The 26289-nt window shown below is 43.1% G+C and carries 26 protein-coding genes and 1 pseudogene; 13 read left to right on the plus strand and 14 right to left on the minus strand.

The annotated features are described in order from the left end of the window. Positions 1-18 precede the first annotated feature (18 nt). Positions 19-855, plus strand: coding sequence for a YdcF family protein (locus L1D31_RS06500; RefSeq protein ID WP_239836232.1), 837 nt, complete (start codon positions 19-21; stop codon positions 853-855). 4 nt (positions 856-859) lie between these two features. Here L1D31_RS06500 and L1D31_RS06505 read toward each other — a convergent pair whose 3' ends face one another. Beyond that, positions 860-1117, minus strand: coding sequence for a DUF333 domain-containing protein (locus tag L1D31_RS06505; protein ID WP_239836233.1), 258 nt, complete (start codon positions 1115-1117; stop codon positions 860-862). Positions 1118-1320: 203 nt separating this feature from the next. Here L1D31_RS06505 and L1D31_RS06510 point away from each other — a divergent pair, with 203 nt between their 5' ends. After that, entirely contained in the window at positions 1321-2253 is a 933-nt protein-coding gene (locus tag L1D31_RS06510) for an exopolyphosphatase (RefSeq protein WP_239836396.1), read from the plus strand. Positions 2254-2317: 64 nt separating this feature from the next. Here the strand turns inward: L1D31_RS06510 and L1D31_RS06515 are convergent, their stop codons facing one another. Both L1D31_RS06515 and L1D31_RS06520 read right to left on the minus strand, forming a co-directional pair. Then, positions 2318-3331: a GGDEF domain-containing protein gene (locus L1D31_RS06515; protein ID WP_239836234.1), complete on the minus strand. Its 1014-nt coding sequence runs from the start codon at positions 3329-3331 to the stop codon at positions 2318-2320. A 153-nt stretch (positions 3332-3484) separates the two neighbouring features. Beyond that, positions 3485-4420: a chemotaxis protein gene (locus tag L1D31_RS06520; protein WP_239836235.1), complete on the minus strand. Its 936-nt coding sequence runs from the start codon at positions 4418-4420 to the stop codon at positions 3485-3487. 192 nt (positions 4421-4612) lie between these two features. Between L1D31_RS06520 and ppiC the strand changes: the two genes are divergently transcribed. After that, on the plus strand, positions 4613-4891 hold the full coding sequence (ppiC, locus tag L1D31_RS06525) for a peptidylprolyl isomerase PpiC (RefSeq protein ID WP_239836236.1): 279 nt from the start codon (positions 4613-4615) through the stop codon (positions 4889-4891). Positions 4892-4918: 27 nt separating this feature from the next. On the opposite strand, the pseudogene L1D31_RS06530 reads toward ppiC, so the two are convergent. The 3 genes and pseudogenes from L1D31_RS06530 to L1D31_RS06540 all read right to left on the minus strand — a co-directional run bounded on the left by L1D31_RS06530 (position 4919) and on the right by L1D31_RS06540 (position 6459). Then, positions 4919-5472 (minus strand): annotated as a pseudogene (locus tag L1D31_RS06530) (hypothetical protein). Between the two features lie 110 nt (positions 5473-5582). Continuing rightward, on the minus strand, positions 5583-5828 hold the full coding sequence (locus L1D31_RS06535) for a YgjV family protein (protein WP_239836237.1): 246 nt from the start codon (positions 5826-5828) through the stop codon (positions 5583-5585). Positions 5829-6123: 295 nt separating this feature from the next. Beyond that, positions 6124-6459 (minus strand): DUF496 family protein, encoded by a 336-nt coding sequence (locus tag L1D31_RS06540; protein WP_286037073.1) that lies wholly within the window; start codon positions 6457-6459, stop codon positions 6124-6126. A gap of 178 nt (positions 6460-6637) precedes the next feature. Here L1D31_RS06540 and L1D31_RS06545 point away from each other — a divergent pair, with 178 nt between their 5' ends. The 6 genes from L1D31_RS06545 (at position 6638) to luxQ (ending at position 12858) form a co-directional block, all read left to right on the plus strand. Then, the gene (locus L1D31_RS06545) at positions 6638-6832 is read left to right on the plus strand and encodes a hypothetical protein (protein ID WP_239836238.1); all 195 of its coding nucleotides are present in this window, start codon (positions 6638-6640) and stop codon (positions 6830-6832) included. A 29-nt stretch (positions 6833-6861) separates the two neighbouring features. After that, entirely contained in the window at positions 6862-7518 is a 657-nt protein-coding gene (locus L1D31_RS06550) for a YceH family protein (RefSeq protein ID WP_239836239.1), read from the plus strand. After that, the gene (locus tag L1D31_RS06555; RefSeq protein WP_239836240.1) at positions 7518-7835 is read left to right on the plus strand and encodes a GIY-YIG nuclease family protein; all 318 of its coding nucleotides are present in this window, start codon (positions 7518-7520) and stop codon (positions 7833-7835) included. Before L1D31_RS06550 ends, L1D31_RS06555 begins: the two co-directional genes overlap by 1 nt. A 66-nt stretch (positions 7836-7901) precedes the next feature. Next, the gene (locus L1D31_RS06560; RefSeq protein ID WP_239836241.1) at positions 7902-9041 is read left to right on the plus strand and encodes a conjugal transfer protein TraF; all 1140 of its coding nucleotides are present in this window, start codon (positions 7902-7904) and stop codon (positions 9039-9041) included. 149 nt (positions 9042-9190) lie between these two features. Next, positions 9191-10288: an autoinducer 2-binding periplasmic protein LuxP gene (locus L1D31_RS06565; RefSeq protein WP_239836242.1), complete on the plus strand. Its 1098-nt coding sequence runs from the start codon at positions 9191-9193 to the stop codon at positions 10286-10288. Further along, complete coding sequence (gene luxQ / locus L1D31_RS06570) at positions 10288-12858, plus strand: quorum-sensing autoinducer 2 sensor kinase/phosphatase LuxQ (RefSeq protein WP_239836243.1); 2571 nt, start codon at positions 10288-10290, stop codon at positions 12856-12858. Before L1D31_RS06565 ends, luxQ begins: the two co-directional genes overlap by 1 nt. On the opposite strand, the gene L1D31_RS06575 is transcribed toward luxQ, so the two are convergent. The 6 genes from L1D31_RS06575 to yccS all read right to left on the minus strand — a co-directional run bounded on the left by L1D31_RS06575 (position 12844) and on the right by yccS (position 19557). After that, entirely contained in the window at positions 12844-13509 is a 666-nt protein-coding gene (locus L1D31_RS06575) for a PilZ domain-containing protein (RefSeq protein ID WP_239836244.1), read from the minus strand. The two genes, luxQ and L1D31_RS06575, sit on opposite strands and share 15 nt — an antisense overlap. A gap of 106 nt (positions 13510-13615) precedes the next feature. Next, a complete protein-coding gene (glpD, locus tag L1D31_RS06580) occupies positions 13616-15148 on the minus strand; it encodes a glycerol-3-phosphate dehydrogenase (protein WP_239836245.1) in 1533 nt (510 codons plus the stop codon). 211 nt (positions 15149-15359) lie between these two features. Further along, on the minus strand, positions 15360-16619 hold the full coding sequence (locus tag L1D31_RS06585; protein ID WP_239836246.1) for a hydroxymethylglutaryl-CoA reductase: 1260 nt from the start codon (positions 16617-16619) through the stop codon (positions 15360-15362). A gap of 78 nt (positions 16620-16697) precedes the next feature. Next, positions 16698-16976, minus strand: a complete 279-nt coding sequence (locus tag L1D31_RS06590) for a hypothetical protein (RefSeq protein ID WP_239836247.1) — start codon at positions 16974-16976, stop codon at positions 16698-16700. Between the two features lie 55 nt (positions 16977-17031). Next, positions 17032-17193 (minus strand): hypothetical protein, encoded by a 162-nt coding sequence (locus tag L1D31_RS06595; RefSeq protein WP_239836248.1) that lies wholly within the window; start codon positions 17191-17193, stop codon positions 17032-17034. A gap of 183 nt (positions 17194-17376) precedes the next feature. Beyond that, on the minus strand, positions 17377-19557 hold the full coding sequence (yccS, locus tag L1D31_RS06600; RefSeq protein ID WP_239836249.1) for a YccS family putative transporter: 2181 nt from the start codon (positions 19555-19557) through the stop codon (positions 17377-17379). Positions 19558-19756: 199 nt separating this feature from the next. Here yccS and helD point away from each other — a divergent pair, with 199 nt between their 5' ends. Both helD and cutA read left to right on the plus strand, forming a co-directional pair. Beyond that, positions 19757-21823: a DNA helicase IV gene (helD, locus tag L1D31_RS06605; protein WP_239836250.1), complete on the plus strand. Its 2067-nt coding sequence runs from the start codon at positions 19757-19759 to the stop codon at positions 21821-21823. A 13-nt stretch (positions 21824-21836) separates the two neighbouring features. After that, entirely contained in the window at positions 21837-22157 is a 321-nt protein-coding gene (gene cutA, locus L1D31_RS06610) for a divalent-cation tolerance protein CutA (RefSeq protein ID WP_239836251.1), read from the plus strand. Here cutA and L1D31_RS06615 read toward each other — a convergent pair. Continuing rightward, positions 22121-22738, minus strand: a complete 618-nt coding sequence (locus L1D31_RS06615; protein ID WP_239836252.1) for a DUF2238 domain-containing protein — start codon at positions 22736-22738, stop codon at positions 22121-22123. The genes cutA and L1D31_RS06615 overlap by 37 nt on opposite strands. Before the next feature lie 232 nt (positions 22739-22970). On the opposite strand from L1D31_RS06615, the gene L1D31_RS06620 reads away from it, so the two are divergent. Together L1D31_RS06620 and L1D31_RS06625 are read left to right on the plus strand one after the other, a co-directional pair. Continuing rightward, entirely contained in the window at positions 22971-23810 is an 840-nt protein-coding gene (locus L1D31_RS06620; protein ID WP_239836253.1) for a 2OG-Fe(II) oxygenase family protein, read from the plus strand. Positions 23811-23941: 131 nt separating this feature from the next. Beyond that, complete coding sequence (locus L1D31_RS06625) at positions 23942-24556, plus strand: DNA-J related domain-containing protein (protein ID WP_239836254.1); 615 nt, start codon at positions 23942-23944, stop codon at positions 24554-24556. Between the two features lie 53 nt (positions 24557-24609). Here L1D31_RS06625 and L1D31_RS06630 read toward each other — a convergent pair whose 3' ends face one another. After that, on the minus strand, positions 24610-26265 hold the full coding sequence (locus tag L1D31_RS06630) for an ABC-ATPase domain-containing protein (RefSeq protein ID WP_239836255.1): 1656 nt from the start codon (positions 26263-26265) through the stop codon (positions 24610-24612). Positions 26266-26289: the final 24 nt, after the last annotated feature.

Genomic DNA, 26289 nt, shown 5'->3' on the forward strand with positions numbered 1-26289 from the left:
TTGAGAAGTGAGTAAATAATGAACATTCGTAATGTGGTTATTGTTCTTGGTAAGCGGCTGGTGGACGACACACTAACAAAAGAAGGCCGCTCTCGTGTTGAAGCATTGCCCGCATTACTCAGTTCTCTTAACGCTGACGAAACTGCCTTAGTATTTTGTGGTGGTGTAACCCCAGGGCAAACCGTTTCTGAAGCTGTGGCAATGAGGGAGTATTTTAACCAAAGCGCATCTCAGGTTCGTCTGAAAGAAAGCCATATTATTTTGGAAAGTGAATCGCAAAACACAGTACAAAATATTCACAATGTCGCGCTGAAACTACAGCAAATGGGGCTGAATCGTCAGCCAATCAACATTACCTTGGTATCTAACGATTATCATTTGAAGCGTATCTTCGAAGTTCAGCAATTGATGGATGAGCAAGGGCTACTTCGCGCACTTAAACTGCGCTGCAATAGTGCGGGATTGGACATAAAGATAGATATGGATATTCGTCACCATTGCAGTGTCGAGTACCCGCACCGAGAAGGTAATGCTGAAGCATTTCTACTGGTCGATGAACTGACGACCTATCGAGTGTATTTAGAGGGGGCGACCGACAATGCTTTTCAAAGACCTCTAGAAGGAGTTCGGTGTGTACCGGCGGAGTTAGCGCTTCGCTCACTTTCGCAGTTAGATGCACTTAAACTTTCAGGCGAGGTGCAGGAAAAGTTAACTATCTTGAAAGAGATTGTACTCAGTACAACCTCCGACGTGGATGGAGCAACATTACGTTCATCATTGGCTCGTTTTCATCATAACCTTACTTGGTTAAATAGGCATTTGGACCCAGAAATGGCCGCCATGAAGTCAACTTAGAGAATCAAGATGCAGGTGAATGATGGTTCTGGCGATAGTATTCCCATTCCTCGACTCGCTTCTCTGAGCTAAGGACACAATACGTGATACGTTGTTCATTTTCGCTCACTGTTTCCAGCTTTCCACCTTGCTGAACGCAGTAGACTGACGCAGGGTTAGCGATAGAGGTGTAACCTTTTACCTCATATTTGTCCGGTTCAGCAGCACAACCTGCAAGTGTGATGATAGCGGTTAATATCAGACCCCAAGTGACTTCCTTCATTTTATTTTCCCATCATAATCAATTAGTGGCGCATTTAGTTTAGAAGAGTAGATAAAAAACATTGCCTTAAGTTTGTTAAAAGATCGAAGGTGTCTAAAATTAAAAATGTACTCATAGCGCCTATCTATGAAACGACTGTTGAAGTAACAGTACCAGTTATTCAGATGAAGTACTTTGTGCTGTTAAAAGATAAGGATATTAAGATGTCGAAACAGAAACATCGTTTAGTGACACGAAGTGATTTTGATGGACTAGTGTGTGCCGTACTTCTTAAGCAACTTGACCTTATTGATGATATTAAGTTTGTTCATCCAAAAGACATGCAAGATGGCATTATAGATATTACCCCTAAAGATATTGTCACGAATCTCCCCTATGTTGAGCAGGCTCATCTTGTGTTTGACCATCACCTGTCGGAAATGATTCGCAATCAAGGAGAGCGAACAAATCATATTATTGACCCAGATGCCCCCTCAGCGGCTCGTGTTGTATGGGAGTACTATGGTGGAGAAGAGACTTTTCCCTCTGACTGGCTAGCAATGATGGAGGCGGTTGATAAAGGCGATTCGGCGCAGTTTAGCCGAGATGAAGTTCTCGACTCAACAGGTTGGAATCTACTTAATTTTTTGATGGATGCTAGAACAGGTTTAGGGCGCTTTAGAAATTTCAGAATTTCAAACTACAACCTGATGATGGATTTGATTGAGTATTGTACTTCTCACTCGATAGAAGAAATCCTTGCGCATCCTGATGTCAAAGAACGTATTGATCTTTATAAAGAGCACGAGAACTTATTCAAAGAGCAGATCCAGCGTTGTGCCACAGTGTATGACAATTTAGTGTTTCTCGATCTTACTGGAGAAGAAACAATCTTCGCTGGTAATCGATTCATGATATATGCCTTATACCCTCAGTGTAATATCTCAATTCATAAAATGTGGGGATTTCAAAAACAGAATATTGTATTTGCTACGGGTAAATCGATATTTGACCGAAGCTCAAAAACGAATGTGGGTGAGCTAATGCTTAAGTATGGCGGGGGTGGACATAAGGCCGCTGGAACTTGCCAGATTGATAATGACAAAGCGGATACTGTGCAAAAAGAGTTGATTCAAGCGATCACTTCCGATGGATAAATTCATCCCAACCCAAAAGGAGCCCTTGATTTAATGGGGCTCCTTTTTTACGTGGTTCAGAAAGTTAAATTGGCATTACTCGGTTGCGGCCGAGCTGCTTCGCTTCATAAAGAAGTTTGTCCGCTCGCTCGATGATTGAGTGTGGCATTTCACCGGGCTGTAATTCAGCAACACCAAAGGATGCGGTGATATTTCCTACCTGCTTGCCAGAACGACGGTCTTTCACTGATAATTTTTCGATTGAGCGCCGTAAACTCTCTGCAAATTGGCGAGCAATTCTTAGTTGTTTATTTGGCATAATCAAAGCAAATTCTTCGCCGCCAAATCGGTAAGCATGAATACCATCCCGACTGCTGATCTGAAGGCGTTTGGCGATGCCTTTGATAACCGCATCGCCAAAAAGATGGCCGTAAGTATCGTTGTAATTTTTGAAGTGGTCGATATCAGTCAGAATTAAACAAATTTTTTGCTCTGAGCGACAGAGAGTATCTAAATCATTATCGAAGGCACGACGATTGTACAAACTGGTTAATCCATCAAACAGAGCATCCTGTTGGACTTCGGCTAGCTGAGTTTTTAGGTTCTTTATTTCTTTGGTTGCTGTTTCAAGTTGGTTGTTAAGAAAGTTTGTCGAATGGCGAATATCTTTAGATTCCGCAACCAGTTGACGAATTACTTTCATCACTTCATCAATGGACATCGCTTCGTCATCGACTTTTTCTAGGTTCTCAAAGCTTTTATCGATTACCTGAGAAAAGTGAGAGGTATCCGCGAGAGTATCCGTCATGGAGGATGCGACTTGACTCACCAGCACTTCAATGTTCGCACGCAAGTCGTTTATGTCTGTTTCCGCTCTACTCGCAACATAATTGTTGTAGAGCATTTCACCAGCTGCGGGGGGGCATACACCGTAATTCTCGATGATGGTTTCAAGCTCACGGTTCATCTGAGGAATGGCATTTTCGACGTAGGTGTACCATAGCGCGTAGTTAGCAGGTGTTGCGGCTACGTGATTTTGCATCATGAGTGGGACAGCTTTTTTTAAATTAGCGGTTGATTTTTTAAAATCGTCGGTCATCTGTTTATTAGCATTCTGCGTTAACTACCAATTAACTTAAGATTAGCGGATTTGTTTCTGAGATGCTTGAGTTAATGGCAATAAAATTCGAATATTTAATAGGTTTGATAAGTCGAATTCAGTGAAACTCATCAAACCTAAACTTCCAGTAGGTTAAACTTCTACTTCAATTCGCTCTGTTGGGTTTCCGGACTCAAGCTTGGCAGCACCTCTCAGCATAGCTTTGATTAAATCCCCAGCATTAAACTTTTCAAGGGCTTCATGTGCGCCGACTTGGCGTGCTCTGTCCACACAGATCTCGCTCGATAGTGAGGTGTGAAGAATGATGTAAGTGTTACTCAGTTGCTGCTCACTTTGGGTTTCAAAGGCCAACTCGTAACCGTCTAGTCCCGGCATTTCAATATCGCTCACTAATAGCTGAATAGGCTGCCCACGTTCTGCTTCCTCTTTCATCAGTTCAAGTGCTTCAATGCCATTGTTTCGTATTTGATAGGAAATATTAATGCTATCAAGAGCATCAGCGAGTTGTTTTCTTGCAATAGAGGAGTCATCGACAAGCAAAATATTTAATGCTTTGAGTCGTTCACGTTCAATATCCGTCAACATTGGAATCTTTGTGGATTCGTACTGTGGGTAGATTTTCGATAGAAGCAGTTCGACATCGAGCATCTGAACGATCTGATCTTCAAAACGAGTGATACCTGTTACAAAGACGTTTCGGCCTGCAGATTGGGGTGATGGTTCGATGGAGCGCCAATCACATTCAATGATTTTTTCAATTGAACGCACCATAAAGGCAACGATAGTCCTTAGGCAATCTGTCACAATCAAATAACAAGAGTCATACTCTTCCGGTTGTATAGGTCTGAAGCCAATAGCCGCAGGCATGTTAATCACTGGAATGGTTTTATCTCGAATCGTGACAGTACCAATCACATGGTGGTGCGAGTAGGGAATTTGAGTTGTCGGTTGATACGGGACAATCTCACGAACCTTTAGTGTGCCAATCGCAAAAAGTTGTTCACTTTTAGTCAGAGTGAACATCAACATGCCTTGAGACTGATTTGCTTTACTGATTGTTTTTGCCATAACGGACGTTTCTCAAATATGATACTTTATAAATGTGATGTTAACTGATCTGTGGAGCTATTCAATTAAGATAGGTCAATTAACCCAGACTCTTTGATAATTTTTATGGATATTTTCCTGAGAGATGGTGATCTTGCCGTAAATCGTTAAAATATGCCCTTATAGTTAAGCCCAATAGGTTAAGAGTTTTACATGGCAAATACAGCAGCTGCTTTACACATTTTGGTCAAGCATAAAGAACAGGCTGAAGACATTATCAAACAGCTGAAGAAAGGCGCTAAGTTTCAGACATTGGCGAAGAAGTATTCCACTTGTCCATCAGGCAAAAAAGGTGGGGATTTGGGAGAGTTTCGCCGAGGGCAAATGGTTCCGCAATTCGATAAAGTGTGTTTTCAAGGTGAAACGCTCGTTCCTCATTTAGTAAAAACCAAATTCGGATGGCACGTAGTTAAGGTGCTTTATCGAACATAAAAACACCCCGCACTTGCGGGGTGTAGTTCACTTAAACGGTGCTGCGTTGCGATTAACCGGATAGCGGGTCTTTGATATTTTTACCGCCCTAGGCCGATTAGGCTTAGGGCGTTTGTCTATAAAGAGGATAGATAAATCTCCTCCAGAAAAACCTTTATCCAGTAACGTCACTGAGTTGTCTGGCAGAGCGTTGATGAAAGGCATCGCTAGAGGAATTTCACCTCGGCGATACCGGCTTATCGCAGCATCAACGATGACATGAGAGCGGACGTTCATCATGGTCACAACTCATAATACTGGCGCTCAAGCCCCTAAGTTTTCCCACATTGCTTAAATAGCCATTCGGGTGCTGCTTTGCCTAAGCATTGTTTTGCTTGGGTTAAGGCGTTCTTTGCCACTAACTCTTCATCAGCCAAGCCATTTCACTCGGTAATCGACGTCGACGGATTGTCGCTTTATCGGACAGTGAGGTCGCTTTAGCTACCCACGCATCGGGGGATGTGTTCAGAAAAGGTGGTGAGTTGGGCGACATCAACAGGGTTTTCTTCAAGGAAGTCGGCAAAGAAGTGTTGAATCGACATAAAAAATCGGAAACCTATAAACAGATTTCCGATTGTCTCTCATCAGAAGGATCGGTCAAGCGATCCTTATCTGCTCTATATTGCGAACATGTTTAGCGGATAATGACTTACTATGCTGCGCTTTCGGCTTCAGTGCTCTTTTTTTCGCTTTGCATTTTCGCAAGGAAGTACACATTAACGCATGCAATAAAGCCATTCGTCACTACGACTGGCCACGCATCAATCATAAGACCGTAAGCGGTGAAAAGTGCACAACCAATGAAGTTCAGTACACGTAGCTTAACAATGTCTTTCATGGTTAAGGAAATCGCTACCATGATCGATGCTGCGTAACCTAAAATTTCAACCATATCCATAATTTGACCCTCTAAAAGTTTGCCGAACAATGTCGGTACCAATTCTTCTCATCTTGAGATAATTGAGGAAGCTCCATGCCTCGAATGGTCTAAATGATTATCTGTGAGGAAATATAACAGGGCTAAATGTGTGATGAAAGCCCCAGTTTTGGGTTTGTAGAAGGTTAGCGATTACGCAAACGTTTAACGCAATTTACTAAATTATAATAACCAAAAATGTTGGCATTACCTTCCGCTGGAATTAAAAAAGCTCGCATATTTTAATGCGAGCTTGACGTGTTACTAGAGTAAACCACTATTTCTTTTTGCCTTGAACGACTTGCTTATCTTCTTCTGTCAGTTCACGAATACGACGGCTGATATCACGACGCTCTTTTGAGATTTCTGCGCTCTTAATGATATGGTCGTCTACACGATCTTCGTAATCCGCTTTCATATTTTTAATGATGCCTACGATTTCATCTGGAGTCATATCAGGTTTGATGTAGTCCATCAGGTTATCTAATAGGTCGACACGTTTGCGGTTATCACGAACCTTCTTTTCATTGTCAAGCAGCTCGCGTTTTAGTTTATTCTTACGACGAGCCTGAGCTACAATTTCAAATACACCACTCATAGGTTCCTTTCCCATATTTACTTACCTTTAACTGTCAATGATTAAAACATAACATTCCTGCCGATAACAGTCTTAAGATCAATCATGACAAGGCGTTGACGGTTTTATCACCAATCTCATTATTAGGTGATTGAGCAGCAGCTATAGTTCAGGATATGATTTCATTCTCAATAGCAACGTATACCTCAATATTATGCGAACTTCTGACATTATCATCCCAAGAATTGAACCTAATGATGCTCCTCAACGCTCAAGTAAAATTGTAGAAGCTTATCGAAAAGAGCGTACACGCCAAGAAGCGACAGAAGTTGAATTAAACCGTAGTAAAATCATGATGATCGATGAAGACGGTAATATGAGAAAAGTTCCCATTCTTTCTGAACACTGATTTGGGAAGATGCCAATAAGGAAATAAAAATGAGTATAGAACTAAACCCTATTGAAGCCCGTGTCATTGGCTGCTTGATTGAAAAAGAAGTGACCACACCCGATTATTACCCGCTGACTTTAAACAGCCTAACCAGCGCATGTAATCAGAAAAGCAATCGTGAGCCTGTAATGACGTTAAGTGAAGTAGAAGTTCAACAAGCTGTTGATGGCCTGATTGCACGTCGATTAGTGAGCGATGAGAGTGCCTTTAACAGCCGAGCTAGCAAGTTCCAACACAGATTTTGCAATACGGAATTTGGTGACTTGAAGCTGACTGCACAAGAAAAAGCGATTGTTTGCTGCATGTTGTTACGAGGTGCACAAACGCCCGGTGAGTTACGCACTCGAACTAATCGACTGGCAGAGTTTTCTGATGTTAAAGAAGTTGAGGTCGTGCTCGAAGGTATGGCAGCTAGAGAAGAGGGCACTTTAGTCGTTAAGCTACCACGTGAGGCAGGTAAACGAGAGTCTCGTTATATGCACCTTTTTAGTGGTGAAGTGGATTTGGAAGCACTTGCTTCAGCGACAGAGGGAGTATCTCAGGCAGCAGACAACAGCCGAATGGAGTCTCTAGAGCAAGAGGTGAATGCACTGAAAGCTGAAGTGGCAGAACTACGACAAATGATTGAGGAATTAACGGCTTAATGTCGAACCCTAAGTCAAAAATGGTGTGTGCGGATTGGTATGTGTATCTGATCCGGACACGTTTAAATACGTTGTATTGCGGAATAACAGTCGATGTAAAGCGGCGTTATACCCAGCACCAACAGGGTGTAGGTGCAAAAGCGTTAAAAGGAAAGGGGCCTTTAACCTTAGAATGGTCTGCTAAAGTAGGCCAAAGCCGTTCGGATGCCTCCAAGATTGAATACAGAATTAAGAAACTCACTAAACCTCAAAAAGAGCAGTTGATTTCCGGTCGCTCCAACTTAAACGACTATATCGATATGACGCTATCCGATTAATATCACATCATTTCCTGAAATTTGTATTAACCTTGACTATGGGACTTCATAAAGGTTGATATGGATATGAAACTATTAATAAAAAAGTCAGTAGTGGTGGTGTCAGGTTTAGTTTCGTTAGCTGCTAATGCGGCAACGGTTGTTCCCGATGGTCGGGGAAATGGGATGGGCAATACAGGGGTGACTACAGCGGATTATGTCTTAGCCCCTTTTTATAATCCTGCTCTAGTCGCTGTCTATAGAGATTCCGATACTGTAGGAATTCTTTTTCCGGGTATCGGGGCCAGAATTCGAGATACTGATAAGACGCTTGAAACGGTTGATGACCTTCAAGATGCTATTAAACAGTTTGAAGCAAACCCTTCAACACCAGGTATTGAAGCCGCAATTAACAGCTATTTGGATCAGCTTTCAGATGATAAACCCCTTGGCGTTAATGGTGGAGTGGTTGCTTCTATTGCGTTACCTTTGAACTCACTCTCGACCAATCTGTTTTTACGTGGTTACGCAGATGTCATTGCTAACACGGATATCTCTAGTGATTCTGACACTCAAACCAGATACGAAAACTCCAGTGTTGATACGATTGCTTTTGGCTACAGTGAGTTCGGTGTTGCTATAGCAAAACGTTTGACGATCGCTGGCCAAGACGTCTCTCTGGGGATATCGCCTAAGTTTCAAACTATGCGAACCTATAAACAGGTTCTGACCGTCGAAAACTTTGATCTGGATGATTATGATCAAAGTGAAACCAAGGATGATGCATTTAACCTCGATCTGGGTGCAGTGTGGTTTTATCAGCAATTCCGCGCTGGGTTTGCCGTTAAGGACTTGTTTTCTCAAAAGATTGATACATTAAACATTGGCGGTGTTAGTACCTACAAATTAGATACTCAGGTGACGGTTTCAGGGGCATACGCGTTAGATTACTTTGTTGCAACGGTTGATTGGGATCTCACTAAACAGGAACGTTTTACTGATCGTAATGATGACACTCAATTTTTGCGTTTTGGTATTGAAGGAAATGCGATGGGTTGGGCGCAGCTCAGAGTAGGTTATGAAGTGGATTTGGAAGACACATTAGATAATTCTATTACCGCTGGTATTGGCATAAGTCCGGGCGATATAGTCAGCCTAGATCTAGCGGGAAGCTATGCCGGAGATAACCAATATGGCCTTTCAGGCAATTTATCTTTTACGTTCTAAGTGCATTTGTGCATAATGCCATAACTTATGTAAGTTAATGTTTTTAATGGATTAATCTGTAGTATACAGCCTGTTTATGGCTGTCTTCTACGAATTGTCTGAGAAAACAAAAATGGAAGTCTGTTAGGCATCCAGTAAGAGGATAAAAGATGTTAAAAACAACGTTCTTGTCACTAGCCATCATTGCGTCAGCGGCAAGCCATGCGCATACCACTCAAGTCCTCAATGGTTATTGGCAGTATGATGAATACCTCGAGTCTAATCCAGTACAAAAGCAGTTAACGGATGCGCTTTCAGAAACGGTGAGAAACTATCCGATTCCCATTTCTTTAAAACAGGATAAACCCGTATCGATTGCGGTTGTGTATCCTGGGCAGCAAATTTCAGATTATTGGGTAAGAAATATTAGGGCCTTCGAAACCCGCCTTGAAAAACTGGGGATCAGCTATAAGATTAATCAGGTTTTCACACGCCCTAACCTAGATGTCAGACAACAAAGTTTATCTTTATTAGAAGCGGTACAGAATAAAGCGGACTACCTGATTTTTACTCTTGATACAACCCGGCACCGCAAGTTTATCGAGCATGTGCTTAGCTCGACAAACACTAAGCTTATTCTACAAAACATCACAACTCCGGTAAGAGCTTGGGATGATCAACAACCCTTCATGTACGTTGGATTCGATCATATCAAAGGTGCTCGAATCATTGAGAAGTACTACAAAGAGACGGTCCCTAAGCAAAGCCGTTACTCAGTACTCTATTTCTCCGAAGGCTATGTGAGTGATGCGCGCGGTGATACGTTTATCGAAGAAATGAGTCACCACGACTCTTATCAACTTTCTTCATCCTATTATACAACAGCTACTCGAGAGTCCGGTTTTAAGGCCGCGGTTAAAGCGATTGAGAAAGATCCGAACCTTTCATTTATCTATGCGTGTTCAACCGATGTTGCTTTGGGTGCAGCGGATGCTCTTAAGTCGATGAAAAGAGAAGATATTCTCATCAATGGTTGGGGAGGGGGAAGTGCAGAATTGGAAGCGATTGCTAACGGGCAGTTAGATGTCACTGCGATGCGAATGAATGATGATACGGGGATCGCAATGGCTGAAGCAATCAAGTGGGATCTAGAAGGGAAAGCTGTCCCTCATGTTTATTCTGGTGATTTTGAGGTTGTGGCTAAGACAGACAGCCCGGCTAAAGTTGAGAAACTTAAGCAAAGAGCATTTAGGTACTCGGATCAATAATGGACTTACTAGCGCGGCGAGGCAGGAAAAGTCGTCTCGCCACATTACTTACTCGTTCTATATTCCTCACCATAGGCGTGTTGTCTTTGGTGATGGTACTTCAGAACTATCAAGTAAACCGCCAAGTCGTTTCCCAAGAGGTTGCACGCTCTAAACTGCAAACTCAGAGTTTAGTACAGCAAATTTTCAACTTTAGACTGAAAGCTTTAGAGATCCAGCAGGACAGCTACAGTCGAAATGAATCCCTTATCGATGCATTTGTCACATCAAATGTTGCCGGTTTAGACCGTTTCTTTAATGGAATTGATCAAACTGCGCCTGAACTTGCTCCTGATTTTAGATTCATTACCGCAGAAACTGAGGTGGTATGGGATGATTCTAACTATCAATTTTATGGGATTTCTCCTGAACAACTCGCGTACCTGAATGATGAAATGACGACGGGTGGTAGTTGGCATTTGTCACAAACACCATCGCTACTTGGCACTCGTTACCTAATGATTCGAAGAGTCCCGATTATTTACATGATTTCCGGTGAAGTTCTTGGGTACCTACACGTTGGTGTTGTGCTTAATAATAACTTCGCACTGATCAATGCATTAGTTAGGGGGAGTAATGCCGATGAAGTGCTGTTGTCTGTCGGTTCGGAAGTTATTGCATCAAGCACTAAGGACAAAGGGTTTAGGCATATTGAGTGGCTGGAAGAAGCTGCTCTGGACTATACCGCCAGTCAGTATATGGTTTCTAAAACGGACTTAACCATCAGCGATGTTGCAACATTTTTATCGATTTATACTATACAGAACAACCAGCCGATTATTACGCTGGTGCGCAGTCACTATATGTGGGTAGCGATCACCGCGTTGCTATTGGTTGTGATTGCGGTATACAGCCGTCAGTGGTTGGGTAAACGGGTATCCAAAGAGCTTGCTAAGCTGATGCGCTATACAGAAAGCACTGTTGAAGCTAAGGATGCCAGTAAATTTCCAGGCTCTACGATTGAAGAGTTTGATCAAATTGGCCATTCCTTTGAGTTGTCTTTTCTACGATTAAGTGAGCAGGAAAAGCAATTTGCTGACTTATTTAACTTTTCTCTTTCTCCAATCACACTCTGGAATGTAGAAGGCAAGTTGTTGAGAAGCAATCCTGCTGCAGAACGAAGCTTTAGAAAAAACACAGGCTTAGAATATGATGATGACCTGCTCTTAGTTGAAAAGCTCGGACCACATATTCGTATGTGCGCTAAAGGGGCAACGTTAACCGGAATTAACATTGCCATTAGAGATAAGACGTATAGATGGAATTTATCTCCTATTTTCATCGATAAAGGCATAAGCAACATTATGGCTCAAGGTCAGGATGTAACGAGTTTTGTTGAGGCTGAGCTTCAAAGCCAGGCGGCTCGAAAAGAAGCGGAAGAATCGGCGCGAGTACGAGCAGACTTTTTGGCAAAAATGAGCCATGAACTCAGAACACCACTCAATGGTATTTTGGGGGTATCCCAACTGCTAAAAAGTAAATTGTCAGATACGGAAGACATCGAACATTTGGATGTGCTCTGTAACAGTGGAGAGCACCTCCTTGCTGTACTTAACGATATTCTTGACTTCTCAAAAATAGAACAGGGTAAATTCCATATTCAGGCAGCTGACTTCCGCTTAATTGAGCTGATTAGTGCAGTTGAGAAAATTTACACGCCACTATGTGATGAGAAAGGAATTGGTTTTGAAGTCAAGACCAATGTAAGCCATGCCACCTTTGCCCATAGCGATCAAGTGCGGCTTAACCAAATTCTGTTTAACCTTGTGAGTAATGCGATCAAGTTTACTCACGAAGGTAAAGTGACTGTATCGTTAATGTGTGGCAATGATGGTCAAAACTCTTGTTTAAATATTAGCGTTAGTGATACAGGTATAGGCATTGACCGTGAACGTATTTCGCATATTTTTGAACCGTTTGTTCAAGCGGAGGCAACCACCACTCGTGAATATGGTGGTAGTGGCTTGGGGTTAGCCATTGTTCACAGTTTAGTTGAAATGCTCAATGGTCATATCGAGATTGAAAGTTCAATAGGGCAAGGTACTACATTTAGTTTGTCAGTACCCATAGAGTTGACGGAGTCCGTAGAACAGGTAGAAGCCAATACACTCTTAGCTGACCCAGAGACTTTGTTTGATCGTCCGCTCAACGTTTTACTTGTCGAAGATAATCACACGAATGCATTTATCGCAAAAGCCTTTTGTGAAAAGTACGGTATGGAAGTGATCTGGGTGCAAGATGGACATAATGCGATAGACCAACTCCAAAAGTCAGCTAAATTTGACCTAATTCTCATGGATAACCAATTGCCTAACTTAGGCGGTATTGAAACCACCAAAATAATTCGTGAAGATTTGAAGCTCGATATCCCAATATTTGCTTGTACTGCAGACGGTATGCAAGACACCAAGCGAGCATTTCTAAGCGTTGGTGCAGATTACGTAATTGTGAAACCAATCAAAGAGTTGGCACTGAATCAGGCGTTTATACACTTTAAAGAGCAGTACCTTACCAAGCTAGAAGAGTGTTGAAAGTGCTGATTGTTCTAGTAGTGCTTGCTTTAATTCGTCGGAGAGTACGATTTCCTCATTGAACTTGATACCAAACCGATGCCCTTTGTTTTCTTTTTGAATCCCGACAATTGAGTATTTAATCTCGTCCGGTAGCCATTCACTGAGTGGGGTGTCGAGTTCGATGATGCTTGCTTTCGACAATTCACTCTCACCAGGTATAAAAAACGCACAGCCAGATACAGAGAAATCAACCATGACCGCGTTATAGCTGACGGTATTAGATTTCACTTCAATAGGAACATTCAATGCGTAACGTTCATGCTCACGAATGGCTTTGGATGCAAAGTGCTGTGGTATGCGAAGGAATATTAGCGCACCTGGAGAACTGACTTGAGATATGATCGAAGTTTTAAACGCAACAATGTGGCCGAGTTTGGTGTTGGTTATCCCGCGAATAATGATGGCGGCATTGGTTAGCTTGCGCATAACCAGAGACTCTCTGGCTTTCTGTGGTAAATCGATGATCAAAAATTGATTGGTCTTACAGCCAATGTAACTAGTACTGAAAGGCTGAAGGTCTTCAGGGCCAAATTCGATGGTTGCAGATAAGCGCATTCCAGGAGCGAGAAGTTTTATAAGTTCAGAAGCAGTGTCATTCACAGAGTGCATGGGCAATACCAAATCATATTATAATTTTAGCGTGTTTTTTAAATATACTCCCTTCTTAATCAAGTGTAAGTTTCGTGATTAAAAATGGGGGCTAAGCCCCCATTTCTCATGCACATTGTGCGTGAATGCTATATTCCGTTTTTTCAAGGTAGCGTTCAATGGCGCGATAGCATTCGGGGTCACACAATAAGTGCAACTTACTACGTCGTTTAAGAACATCTTCTACGTTAGTGCCGAGTTCTTGCTTCACTAGATAATCTATTTCCTTTTGATAAATGCCTTCAGAAAACTTGATACCGAGATCTTGTTCAGTTACGACATCATTAAGCAGTTGTTCGACACGACTACCGTATGCACGTAGCCAACGCAGGCGAGTATCACTATCAACAAACGGAACCTGCTTGGATAAATGAGATTCCATTTCGTCCCATATGAAGTTCTCACCGCCAGGCAGTGGGGCCTCTTTCGTCCAAGACTCCTTTAAATTGAAGTATGGAGAAAGATGCTGCATAGCAGATTCCGAAAGCTTTCTGTAAGTTGTTAGTTTCCCGCCAAAAATGGAGAGTAAGGGCGCTTCACCTTCTTGGTGATCTAATGACAGTGTGTAATCGCGGGTGATCGCTTGCGGTGAATCGGACTCATCATCACACAGCGGTCTAACACCACTGAAATCAGCAACCACATCGTCCAGTGAAATCTGCTTACGGAAGTGCTGGTTTGTGACATCAATGAGGTACTGCTTTTCTTCTTGGCTAATCGAAACTTGTCGAGGATCCCCTTTGTACTCGACATCGGTTGTACCGATCATCGAGAATTTACCAAGATAAGGAATCACAAACACGATGCGGTTGTCTTCGTTTTGCATGATATATGCTTGCTCTTCATCGTGTATTTTAGGCACGATGATATGAGAGCCTTTAATTAATCGAATACCGTAAGGAGAAGGTAGTTTAGTGTTTTCGGTTAAGAACTCTTTAACCCACGGCCCCGTTGCATTGACTAACGCTTTAGCCTTTCTGAAAAACGTTTTGCACGTGCGCTGATCATAAAGCTCAACGTGCCAGATACCATTGACACGTTGTGCTTTTGTTACCTGACAATAGTTGCTGACCTCTGCCCCAAGTTCTTGAGCTTGGATTACATTAAGAATCACTAAGCGCGCATCATCAACCCAACAATCAGAATATTCAAAGCCAACATTTAACTCGGGTAAGGTCACATTCTGGTTGTCCAGTTTGATTTTTTTACTACTAGGTAGAGAAGTCCTCTTACCTAAATGATCGTAAAGGAACAAGCCTGCGCGGATCATCCATGCAGGTCTTAGGAAAGGGCGGTGAGGCAGTCTAAAACGCATCGGAAAAGCGATGTGTGGAGCTTTGGCGAGCAATACTTCTCGCTCAGCGAGTGCTTCACCCACCAAACGAAATTCATAATGTTCAAGGTACCTTAATCCACCATGTATCAACTTTGAGCTAGCTGATGAAGTAGCTCCGGCAAAATCCTGTGATTCATAGAGACCGACTTTCAAGCCTCGGCCAGCAGCGTCTACTGCGATACCAGCACCATTGATGCCACCTCCGACGACTATTAAGTCTAGCAATTCTTGTTCTTTTTGTTCTTTTAAGTAACTAACGGTCATCTTTTTGTTCCCTAATGTTCGAACGAGCATTTAATTTCTGCAATATAACCATATTGTAGTCGGTGATGTTAGTCTTTACGTAAATAAATATGATCTGGATCATTCAAAGGAGCGATTTTCGAAAGTGAAACGAACGTTTTTTGGTGGAAAGAAAATGTAGGAACAAAAAAGCCCTCGACAAAGCGAGGGCTACGTAATAAAGAGGTTAAAGTTATCGTGCGAGTTTTTGATGTGCTCTCGAAAAATGACCAGCACAGAATGCTCCGACAATTGAAAGTTCACCAGCAAGACAAAGTGCAGCGGCGACTTCAGCCAGTGCTTTCGCTTTACCAGTGCCATGTAACCCGAGAAGTTCTAAACAGGCCTTTTGGCTAGGAAGGCTGGTACCTCCGCCAATCGTACCCACCATAATGTTGGGTAAAGTCACACACGCATAGAGATCTCCTTGTTTATTGATCTCCATACGTGTGATGCCTATTGCTGATTCAGAAACACACGCTGCATCCTGGCCGCAGGCGATGTATAAAGCGGCAAGAGCGTTCGCGTAATGCGCATTCACGCCGATTGACCCGCTCAAAGCTGCGCCGATAGACGTCATCTGACCAAATTTAACCATTTTTTCGGGTGTGGTATGAAGAAACTTTTCAACCAACCCTTTGGGGATCTGGATTTCAGCAGTGACCTTTTTTCCTCGAACATGCCGTAAAGTGTGTGTGTTGGGCTTCTTATCTCCTGACAGGTTGCCATCAAGAAAAGATTCCTGAGGCGCTATGGGGGAGTGCTCCAATATGTAGTTGTACACTTCGTTGGTTGCGATAGTGACCATGTTCTGTCCGGATGCATCGCCAGTGTGGAATTCAAAAATCAGATAAACGTGATTGCCTTCGATATTGACGTTGATATCGTGTAGTTTGCCATGCGATGTGGTTGATTCTGCCACTTGCTTAAAGTGGTCGTATTGAGTTACTACCCAAGCGACAAACTGACCAGCATCGGCAAGATGTTGAAATTCGAACACAGGCGTTCTGGTCACGCCTTCGTTGAGTAACATCGCACTCGCGCCACCTGCTGCTGTAATCAATTGAGCACCGCGGTTATATGAAGCGACAAGAGCAGCTTCGGTTGTAGCGAGGGGGACATGATAATCTTGGTTGGCATAAAGGCCGTTGACACGTAAGGGACCAGCGACTCCCACAGGGAGTTTTACTGTTCCAATGAAATGCTCAATGTTCTTGTTGTAAACGTCAGCATGTTGAGCCGTTACCGGATCGAGTAATACTTCCTTCGCTGTTAACGTACTGAGTTTCTCCCAACGTTTCGCTATATTTCTCTCCGAGATATATGGGCTTGGTGTTAAACGCATGGCTGGGCGTTCGAAATGCGGGCTAAGTTGTTGCTCGAGTTGATCGGATTGTGGCCCTTGTTTGAAAACAGGATTATTGTCATGACGAGACAAATTGATTTTGGGCATGGCGAAAACAAAATATAAAATTATCAGTGGATTCTAACGTCTCTGAGCGGGAAGACAATAACTGTTTGCTTTTTATACCTACACATGAATATCGAGTAGTGTACCTATCATCTCCTGATCTCTTTGCAGCATATTTGTGCCTATGCGGCTGTACTGTTCTGCTTGGGTCAGTTTCAGCATTGGCTCGATTTGGGAAGGCTCTGGTTGTTTAAATTCAACTTTATTGAATTCGTAAGATTCGTCTTTTTGGATAGGGTTGGTAAGCGGAACTTGGTTGATTTCGTGCGCAGCCTCCTCAGCCATTTTCGATGACTGCTCAATCAGTTGATAACTGGGCTGGACTAATGAGACGGACATAAACACCCCCTACATATTTAAGCTTAAGGTGCATTTGCGTTTTCAGCAAGTTGTGCTAGGAAAACAGACTTGCGATCAGTTTTTGCTCTTCATCTGTAACCAGAACAAGGCTGGACTCTTCCAACGTTTGTGTAATTTCACCTCTCAATGCACGTAGTTGATGAGGGGTTAGTGTTTTTATCTGTTCTTTGAACAGTTCAAATTGTTTTGTATTCATATTATGTTGCGTTCGAATCAATCTAGATGGTCGGTTCGAAAGACAAGAGCTGCTTCTTTCCATCTTCTTACTCCCGTAAGAATTATCTGAATACAGTTTATGAAAAAGAGGTCAAATTATGTCCGAATAATGTCAGGGAGTGTTAGAGAAACGTGAGGGTGTACCCATTGCGGCCCCTTATGATTACTGGCTTTTATCGATAGTATCCAACTGATTGACACGGACAGAAAACTTACTTGCTAAGGAGTGTAATTCGGGAAGCATTCGATAGATTAAATATAACTGCTGCAATACCATTTTGGCTGAGTTGTCATCCTCTTCACGCCATTCTGCCAACCTCGCTTCAAGTGCAGGATCATCGATATCACTGGTATCACAGCTATTGCAGTGATCGTTCAATTGAGTGAATAACACCTCTAGATGCTGATGAATGACACGGTGTGCATCCAGCACCAGTTTGTGTGTCTCCTCGTCACTGATTCTTGTTCTGTGCGCTCCTAACGCGGAAATATAACTCAGTAGAGCATGACTTAATGTAAGAAAACGGAAGCTTTCATCAACAGCAGAGCGATAACGTCCAGGCTCTGCCAGCATTGAACTGATAGCGTTAGTCAGGTTCGCATCATGATTGTGGGCACTGCGTCTAGCGATTCGATAGGTTAGGTTATCCTTTTTACCAATCCGATATTGACCAATGATCTGCGCAAGATAGTGGCGGTTAGCCTGAATCGTGTCCGCCATAACTTTATGTAAGCGTTTAGATTGCCAGTCAGGCAGAATAAAGGCGACAGCGAGCACCGCTACTGCGCAGCCAATGATCGTATCGGCTAAGCGAGGGAGGACAACCGCATACCCCTCACCAAGTTGATGGAAGCAGAACAGGACTAGTACGGTAATAAACCCTGTAGCATAACCATAGTTTGCTAGCCTGAATGCAAAGAAGGCAACACCAGAGATAACAATGAATACCAGCTGGCTTTCCTGTGAAGGGAAAAAAGTCAGCAGCGGGACCCCAATCAGTAAGCCTGCAAGGGTGCCGAGTACTCTGGCGATAAGCTTTTGCCGTGTGGCGCTGTAGTTAGGCTGACAAACGAATAGTGTCGTCAGTAATATCCAGTAGCCCCGTTCAATATCAAAAGCTTGAATAATGCCGTAACCCAGGGTTAGGGCAATAGACATTCTCACTGCATGGCGAAATAACATTGAATCTTTGTTGAAGTGGGAAGTGATACGCATCCACATAGCACTGAGAGTATGTGCCTCAGTATCATCGAGTACATCTTCTTCAAGTGCTTCAGCATCTGGATTACTGATGTTACTCAGCTGCTTTTCTACTGTCGCAAGGTTATTGAATAGATAATTAAGTTGATTAAGAAGAGATTTCCATTTGGGGTTGTTTTGCTCTTGTAAATGACTCAATGAACTCATCAGTTCATCCAGTGCGACGACGGACTCTCCACTGTGTTGGTATTCCTTGCCTAATCGAATAGCTTGAGCTATCTCTCGACATGCTTTGGCTTGTGTTTCTAACAAGTATTTAAAGCGGAATAAAACATCTGAACGTTCAAAGTGTTCGGCAAGCTCTTGATAACGATAATGACTGGAGCTGACTCGTTCATGAATATCTTGAGCGAGGAAATAGATGTTGAGGAAACGGTCGCTAGCCCCATCAACATGTCCGCGATTAGAACGACTCAATAATGTCGCTTTACATAGGTTTAAGGCGGTTACGGTTGCGGCATTGAGTGTGGCTTCTTTTAGACGATAAGGCTGAGGATCCAAGTTGGTCACTGGGTGAAATAACTGACTGCGAGAGTCTAAGTAATTGGCTAACTGTAAAAATACAGTCGCTAAACTTTGTTGGACAGGCTGCATTGGCCAAAGTGAGGACCAGAGTATCGACATGAAAAAATACCAAGATGCCCCAGCGAGTAACATCAAAGGCTGAAGCCAAACACTTGTACTTTCATGAGCTCCAAGCATGGTGTAGACAGCGATGAGCAAAGAGCCAAATGCGATACTGGCATATCGGGGGCCGATAGCGCCCAGCATAATAAAACCAAAGCTGGATACAAACAGGCCAACCGCAAACAGAGTCGGTGTATCAAATAGCAGCTCAATCGATAACGACGCTATAGCGAAACATGCCAATGTTAAGGTGATAGAGATGAGTCGGCCGGTAAATTTATCATCACTTTCTGCAAGTGCTGCCGCAATTACGCCCAGAATGAGAGGAATAATGTAAGCGTCCATCGGGTAATACCAACTTGGGATGACAACACCCAATAAGGTCACCAAAATAAGCAGGCTGTAGTTTATGGTCTTATTAACCCAGTAAAGGCGGAGTTGACTGATAAATTGCACGTTATCGATTCTTTGTGTGGCTTTGTATTGACTATTGTAACTAATAGTCAATGGTAAACTTCTGATACAGGTAAAGAAACGGGTCTGTTTGATTACCTTTTCTACATCGTGAGCATAACAATAGATATTGACAGGATCTTTTCATTCTTCAATCCGGTTGAGTTATGATGTCGGCAATTGAATTTAAGGACAAGCAAGAATGCAGCTAATTGCCAACAAGACTGCACAATATTTAATTCAAAATGAATATCATCAGGTTTCCCTCGAGTCTGATTTCCTCGTACTCAGTTCCAAAGCTTGCGAAGAGAGAATTCCGTTTAATGTTTGGAATGGTAAGGTGAAGCTTAAGCGAGGATTATTTTGGGGGGGCTTACAGTTTTTCGCTCATTCTGAAGGTGGGGTTCAGCGTTCTTGGCTAATCCAAGGGCTTCCCTGGGAGCGCTGTCGAGATTTCGCTAGATTCGCTGTCGCGGCGTATCAAAAGTGGCACCAGCATCAATGTGTTCAGCTCAATAAATTCTTACCCGAGTGGGAAATGGAGATTCGAGGTTTTGAACGTCAGCCCGCATTTCTGACACATTCAACCGTGAATAGTTGGCTTGATAAGCTGAATCAAGACTTCTCTTCTATGGAAATGACCCTAGAAGATGCCGTTCTCAGGATGCCAGAAAGGATGTCCAGTATTATTCCGTGGATAGAGCAAACCGATGAGGTAATGGCCGAACGTAATCAAAACTGGATGGTGACTGAGTTAGACAATTGGAAAGTACTGTTTTCACAGATAGAGTCTTCTCCACTGAATCTTTCCCAGCAACGAGCGGTTTTGCTTAATGACGACAACAACCTTGTTCTTGCAGGTGCGGGCTCAGGTAAAACCAGTGTTTTAACTGCACGGGTTGCTTACCTACTACAAAGCCACCTTGCGCAGGCTGAAGACATACTGATGTTGGCGTTTGGCCGCGATGCCGCTGAGGAGATGAAACAGCGTCTTGAGACCAAGATAGGGCTCAGTGCTGAAAACGTCACGGTAAATACGTTCCACCAACTGGGCTTAAAAATTCTAAATCAAGTAGAGAATGAACCTGTCATCATTTCTCCTATTGCTTTAGACGACAATCTTAAAAACGCTTGGTGCATCGACTGGCTCAAGAAACATTGGATGACACCAACGGCATTTAAACGCTGGCAAAAGCATCTTCAAAAATGGCCTATTGCTTATTTAGCAGGTGATGATGAGCTCGGCAGTCATGTAGAGAACCCGAAACTGATTGCTTGGTTAAATAAGCAGCTGAATCAGTTGTCATCAATGGGATGCACTAAGAAAGAGATACAACAGAAATTAGTGGATCACAACGATTACACCAGATTGAACAGCGAACTCTCGCTTGTCTGGCCTTGTTATCAGGCGTGGTTGGAGATGTTGAAGGCCGAAGGACATATCGACTTTAATATCATGATCACCAAAGCGACCCAATATGTTATGAAAGGTAAGTTCAAAGCGCCTTGGAAGTACATCATGATTGATGAGTATCAGGACATATCACCACAACGCTTAGCCTTGGTAGAAGCATTATGTCAGCACGTGAACGATCAACACTGTGTGTTGTTTGCCGTTGGCGATGATTGGCAGTCGATTTATGAATTTGCTGGGGCCGATGTTGACCTGACGACGGGTTTTTCTGAGCGCTTCCCGCACTCAACCGTTCATTATCTTGATACGACCTATCGGTTTAATAATCAGATAGGGCAAGTTGCGAATCAATTTATACAGCAAAACCCTGCTCAGTTGGAAAAAGAGCTGAAAAGTCACAAAGGGCAGAAATCAAAAGCGGTGACACTAGCGCCAAGTAACTCTGTTGAAAAAATCTTAGATGAGCTTAATCGGAAAGCGAAAAGTACTCAGACCGTATTGATGCTTGGCAGAAATCATTATCATAAACCTGAACTTCTTTCTGAGTGGCAAAAACAATTCGCCTTGCTGTCTATTGAGTTTATGACTTGCCATGCTAGTAAAGGTAAAGAGGCAGACTTTGTTATTGTTCTCTCTGTAGATGAAGGGCAGTTTCCAGCTCGTGTTAAAGCCTTGCACATTGACGGTGCTTTAACCCAAACTGGTGAGACCTTCCCCTATGCCGAGGAGAGGCGTCTGTTTTATGTAGCTTTGACGCGTGCCAAGAAAAAAGTATGGGTGACTTACACTGGATCTGGCTCAAGCTTTGTCAAAGAGCTGGTGGAGAATGACTATCCAGTCATTGTTAAGAAATAAGGATATACGAATTATGAGTGGGCAATTCTGTATTACTCTGACTACATCAAATAGTGACAGCATTACTCAGCAAATTATTGAGTCTGCGCTTAAGAAAGGCTTAGCAGCTTGCATTCAGACAATGCCGATTCGAAGTCATTACATTTGGGAAGGAAAAATCTGCAGCGATAAAGAAACGCTACTTATCATGAAAACCAAGAAAGCGTGCTATGCGGAACTTGAACACGTGATTGTTTCTAATCACAATTATGAGGTGCCTCAGGTTGTTCAAGTCCCGTTTACAGAAGGGTTTAACCCTTACCTCACTTGGATAGAAGAGAGCACCCGCTGTTGAGACGCAAGCAAGGTTAATGAAAGTAATGCACCAAGCGTATCCATTAACATATCTTTTTGTGCATCCCATATGTCGCCTTGAGAGCCTAAAAAGGCAATGCCCTCATCCCCGCCTACGAGGGCAGCATACCACCATTCGATAATTTCATACCCTGCAGCAAGAGACATTATTGCGAAAAGAGCGAAAGCCATGGCTAGTTTTATGCTCATCAGCTGTTTTTTGATTAGGTATTCAGCAATTGGGTAGGCGTATAAGCCGATAGAGAAGTGTGCGACACGATCGAAATGGTTTCTTTCGGAACCGATTAAGTTGTTAAACCAGTCGAATGGTACCTCAGCAAAGGTGTACTTCGCCCCAATGGTATGCAGGGTTAGCCAGATAAACATTAGACAATAGGCAGTGTTGGAAAACTGAAAGCGTCTAGAGACCCACCAAATAACGGCAAGGATTCCTAATGCAGGAATGATCTCTGCTATCCATACTGGGTACGAAGAAGGGGATATAGCAGAAAATAAGAAAACTAAAGCGTAGACTGCTGTTAACCAATGTAATATTGAAAGTGAAGCTTTATTCGGATTCATTAGACGTTCCCTAATTCAGTTCGTAACGTAATCATGCCACTCAATAAAACATTGTTCAATTGTGGGTTGAGATGTTTCCGGTAATAAGTGTTTAACGATTTATGTTGAAAGACATAAATATCGCACAGTTAGAGCTCAAACAAACGTTTTCATTTCATCAAAGTTTGATTTACCTATATGTCACACTTAGAATCGCAAACTCACTTATTACATAAACAATAAAAGTAAAGCCATGAAACTGGAAACTGTCGATTATTTAGCTGAAGATGCTGCTCAGCAATTTGTCACCTCACTTCGTGAGACTGGATTCGGTGTACTAAAAAACCACCCGATTCCAAAAGAGCTTGTGGAATCTATCTATGAGAACTGGTATCAGTTCTTCATGACGGAGCGTAAGAACGAGTTTACCTACAATGTTGAAACTCAAGATGGTTACTTTCCACCTTCCGTTTCAGAAGTTGCAAAAGGCCACACAGTTAAAGATATCAAGGAGTATTTCCATATCTACCCTTGGGGGCAGATGCCAGAAGAGCTTAAAGAGCAGATCATGGATTACTATGATCGTGCGAATCAATTTGCTCAAGAATTACTAGGCTGGGTTGAAGCATATGCACCGAAAGAGGTACAAGAAAAATTTTCTGTAGCGCTTTCTGAAATGATCAAGGATAGTGATAAGACGCTGCTTCGTGTCCTTCATTACCCACCAATGACAGGTGATGAAGAGCCTGGGGCAATCCGCGCTGCAGCTCATGAAGATATTAACCTGTTAACCGTTCTTCCAGCGGCAAATGAACCAGGCCTGCAAGTGAAAGGTAAAGATGGCGCTTGGATTGATGTGCCGTGTGATTTTGGTAATTTAATCATCAATATTGGCGACATGCTCCAAGAAGCTTCTGGTGGTTACTTTCCATCAACGACACATAGAGTGATTAACCCTACTGGTGAACGTCAGGAAACATCGCGCATTTCATTGCCTTTGTTTTTGCATCCTAAACCTGAAGTGGTATTGTCTGAACGTCATACAGCCGACAGTTACTTGATGGAACGACTACGTGAGTTAGGTGTTATCTAACAGCCAGTTTATTAGAAAGAGCCAGCAACCGCTGGCTCTTTTTTTGGGTCACGATCCTTAAATCTAAGATATTCGCTCGACAAACGGCCCATTTTGGATTTTTATTAAAAATAAACCCCTAGTGAGTGGATATGAACGAGCATCAGGAAGTCGCGGCCCAGTTCCAGCAGTATATGGAGAATCCTCTGCTGTGGCCTATCATGGAAATCCTCAGAAAGCAGCCTTCAGGATGGAAAGTTCATACATTATCTTCCCACCTCAGTGAGCTCGAACTGTTACCTGTGCTTGATGGTTCACCGGAAAAAGATCTCTTCAAGCGCAATTTCTTAATCATGAATGCTCTGTATCAGCTTCAGGAAACCTTATATCCAGATAATTGGTTACAGGTGCAGGCGATGGACATTGTCTTAATGCCTCAGTCACGAGTGTTTGGTCATGAAGTGGATCATGAGGATCCGCTGCGGGATTATTATCTAGATTGGCACAACTATGAAGCAGAAGAGGGTGAGGTTAAACGCCTACTGAATGAATTCTGGACTCGATACCGAGAGTTTGTAGGCAGTACAAATGATGATATGGACCGTGCTAAAGCACTGTCCTTATTCAAGTTACCGCGCGACGCTAGCCAAACGGAAATACGTAAAACATGGCGTAAACTCGCGCTTAAGTGGCATCCAGACAGAGAAAACGGCAATAGTGAGCGTTTTCGAGTGCTTTGTGAAGCATGGCATGTACTCAGACACTAACAAAAAGCGCCAATCAAGGCGCTTTTTACGTGGAGTCTTTCCAGACTATCTCATTACGATGTCGCTTTAAAATGCGACTTTCTCATCCGGTTTAGCGCGGCCATGACATCAAGAGTTCTTGGCTTAGCAAGGTCGCCTTGATTAGGCATGTTTTGACACCAGTCGCCCTGTAAAATCTGTTGGACTTCTTTTGCAGGGTTTTCAGACCAACCAGGCAATTGTGCTAATTGGAACCACAGCCAACCGATGGCGTTGATCTCCGAGCTGGACTCAATCTGCTCCAACGCACTGAGGTCAGTAAATTCTTTACCAAAACGCAGAGAGTCTATGCCCTTTGCTGACACACGGAATTTCCCATCAGCCAGTATTTTTTGCAATGCTGCTCTGTTGAGCGCTCTTGGTCGGAATGTCCTTAGAGCATTTTCTGACTCATTATGTCGCTCTGTTGGATGTTGCTCTACCACTTGCCGGGCTTTCCCGGTGACATCTACGGCTTGGTAATCGTGCATTTGAATCACGGTATCAGCGACATCCAAGTAATCACCAGATCCCCCCATGACGATAACAGTCGATATATCTAGCTCATCGCGAAGCTGCCCAATACGATCAACTAAAGGGGTGATTGGTTCATCCCCTTTGCTAACCAGAGCCTGCATACGTTCATCGCGAATCATAAAGTTGGTTGCAGACGTATCTTCATCAATTAGAATACCTTGCACACCTGCTTCAATAGATTCTTGCAGCCAGGCCGCTTGAGAGGTTGAACCTGATGCATCCTGAGTGGAGAAGTCTTTGGTATCACGGCCCATCGGAAGGTGATTAATATAGTTGGAAAGATTGAGATTGTGCACGCAGCGACCGTCTTCCGCACGTATCTTCATGGCGTTCAGGTTTGTTACTACAAGTTCACGTCCATCATCAGGGATGTGGTTGTAAATTGAGCGTTCAATGGCGTTAAGAAGAGTGGATTTACCATGGAATCCGCCACCGACGATCAAGGTAATGCCTTTTTTAATAGCCAAGCCTTGGACAATGCCTTGGTTTGGAGTTGTAAAGCTGACTTGCAAAGATTCAGGAGCTTTAAGGGTAACGGCGTCTTTCATCGGCAAATCACAGTTGCCAGCGACACGAGGTAATACAGAGCCGTTACCCACAAAAGCAAGTAGGTTAAGCTCATCAAGCTTGCTACGAATAAATTCCTGATCTTCAACGATTTCGCAATGATGGATTAGGGCTTCTTTATCTAACTCACGTTCTAGGGTTGCACGTCGAATAAACTTTGGAAGATGGAATGTCAGAATATTGTTGGCTTTTTTGCCCAGCACTGAACGGCCTTCTGCCGGAAGATTAACGCGGAATCTGAGCTCGATGCCAGCTTCAGTAAACAACACAGCGGTGCTATCCAAAACGGTTTGTCCGGTTAAAGCGATACTGATGCTGTTTTCATGCTTAGCAAACTCGGCAAAGCTTCGTGCAATAAAGTCGCGAGCAGCCATTTGATACGTTTGAGACTTATCACGTAACCACTGTAATCCAGTAACTGACCAAGGGCGGATAGCACGTACGCGAGAAGCTGATGCATAAGGGTCAGCCTGAACATAGTCGATATAGAATGTGTAATCGCTAAAGTCGTACTGACCTTTGATTTGCTGGTAAGCGCGATAATTCTGTTTTTCGATTTTTTTTAGCGTAGCAGTTAGCTGGTCCATAAGACGTTCTCAAGCGAGATAAAA

This window comes from Vibrio sp. Isolate23 (assembly GCF_022398095.1).
Lineage (GTDB): Bacteria > Pseudomonadota > Gammaproteobacteria > Enterobacterales > Vibrionaceae > Vibrio > Vibrio coralliilyticus_A.